2 protein-coding genes are annotated in these 2,181 nt (G+C 73.2%); both read right to left on the bottom strand.

Annotation, left to right across the window (positions count from 1 at the left end; all coding sequences use genetic code 11):
- Nucleotides 1-1,243: ATP-binding protein (locus E0D90_RS25210; protein WP_130800231.1), on the bottom strand; the 1,243-nt coding region annotated here is incomplete at its 3' end.
- Between the two features lie 719 nt (nucleotides 1,244-1,962).
- The coding region (locus E0D90_RS28185) for a hypothetical protein (protein ID WP_227870500.1) at nucleotides 1,963-2,181 on the bottom strand (219 nt) is incomplete at its 5' end.

Here is a 2,181-nt window from a genome sequence, read left to right as displayed (position 1 = left end):
GCGGCACGGAGTCGTACGGCGAACCGTGCGCGGGCGCGAACTCGGCGGTGAACTGCGACGAGGCGGCGGGCGCGCTCTGCGCGGGCTGCGCCGAGCGCTGCGGCAGCGGCTGCACAGCCTGGTGGGGCACCTCGTGCGCGGAGGACTGCGGAGCCTGCTGGTACGAGGAGGAGTGCGCGGCGGCGGGCTCCACGGACTGGTGCGGGGGCATCGGGTAACTCACCGGACGAGCGGGCGCCGGTGGGGCGGCGAGTAGCTCGCGGGGGATGTGCAGTACGGCACGAACGCCTCCGTGGACCGATTCCTGACCCACCTGGACGCGCAGGCCGTAGCGGGACGCGAGCATGCCGACACCGGCGAAGCCGAAGCGGGGCGGGTTGCGCATCTCGGTGAGCCGCACGGGCTCCTGGCCCGTCAGCAGCCGTCCGGCGCGATCGCGTTCCTCGGGTGTGAGACCGATACCCGCGTCGTCGATGACGATGCTGATGCCGTTGTGGGCGGTGACGAAGCCGACCTCGACCTCGGTGCCGGGCGCGGAGTGGCGTGCCGCGTTGTCCAGCAGCTCGGCGACGGCGAGCACCACAGGCTCGACGACACGGCTGGTGACGTACTCGGTGGGTTCGCCGGTGACGCGGACGCGGCGGTAGTCGCGGATGCGGGAGACGCCGCCGCGCACCACCTCCAGCAGCTGGGAGTCGTCACGCTGCCGGCCGGGCCAGGACCCGGTGAGCACCGACACGATCTGCGCGCGGCGCGACAGCTGGCTGCACGCGTGGTCGATGGGGATGAGGTCGGCGAGGACCTTGTCGCTGTGGTGACCCTCCAGCATCGCGGTGATCGCGATCTGCTGTTCGGCGACGAGCGCCTGGAGGGACTGGGTCACGGCGCGGACCGACGCCTGGGCGACGCTCTCGGCCCGCTCAGTGATCTGCCGCTCGGCGCGGCGGCCGGACTGCTCCGCGATGGAGGTGACCTCGCGCAGCGCCTTCTCCTGGGCGCGCGCGAAGTCGGTGTCCGCGAGGCGGGGATGGAGCGCGGGGCCGGGGGTCCCGGTCTCCGCGAGGCGGCGCAGCCGCGTCTCGACGAAGTGGACCATCTCCTCGTCCCGTGCGGTGATCCGGGCCTCGGCCTCCCGCAGTGCGGCCTCACGGCGGCGAGCGGTCCGGTGGCAGCGCACGGCGACGAGGGCCACGACGGCCAGCAGCACCGCCAAGGTCAGCGCAACGACCTGTATCAGGGTCATCAATTCCTCACGGGTGGGCGGGAAGAGGACACACCGTCCGCACAAGAGCGCGTCATGTGTGCGTCCCCGGTACTGACGTGGGGGGAACGGTGGTCACACCGCAGGCCACATGGGTGGTACACCCGGCGGAACCCTACCGCTTGGTTCCGTGATGGCCAGCCCAAGTGCCCTACCAGATAAGGCTCTTGCGCGCGACCCAGTGGTGAGCCGGTGCTGACGGCCCGTCGAGGTGTGCTTGCCGGCGCCGGGGGGTGGTCCTGTGCGGGAGGTCGGCGCGTTCTCGCCGGTGCGGGTGGCACCGGTGGCGGGCGCCGGGGTGTCCGTTCCGGGCCGGCGTCGTGGAACGCGGTGCCCGCGACGGGGGTGGCCGGATGCGTGCGGCCGATCGCCGGCCGCCGGGACGGGCGTGAGGTCCGTGCCCGTTGGGTGGTGGCACGTCGACCGTGGGACGCCCGCCGAAACCCGGGCCACTCGCCGCGCTTCGGGGCGCGGGGGTCGTGCGCCCGGCAGGACGGCCGGGACCGCACCGTGATGTGTCGTCATAACGTCTCACCCCTGCGCGACGTACGGGTGGCCGTCCTGCCCGTGCGTCAGGACTGCCTTGCTGCGCGGCACCCCCCGGGGGTGACGACGGCATGAACCGTCGACTCCCGAAGCCCGCCGACCGGTCGCTCACGTTAGGCCCGTCCACGCCGCACCGGGAGCCATGCACAAGAAGATCACCTGTTCAGGTGACGGTCCAGCAGTTGAGGGGGCGTCTTCCAGCCATTCGTCGCTGTGCACGCATGGACCGCCACCGAGCGTCCCACCTGCGACGGGCGCCGCCGGGCGGCGCACCGGGCCTCCCCGGAGCCCTCGCCGGGCTCGTCCGCCCCGGGCCGGGCGATCAGCGGAGGACGGGTGACGCACGGGCCGGGGAGGACGAGCCCGGCGAGGGC

The organism is Streptomyces otsuchiensis, assembly GCF_004305975.1.
Taxonomy (GTDB): domain Bacteria; phylum Actinomycetota; class Actinomycetes; order Streptomycetales; family Streptomycetaceae; genus Streptomyces; species Streptomyces otsuchiensis.
The sequence above is the reverse complement of the archived record's forward strand: the minus strand, read 5'-3'. Positions and strand labels throughout refer to the sequence as shown.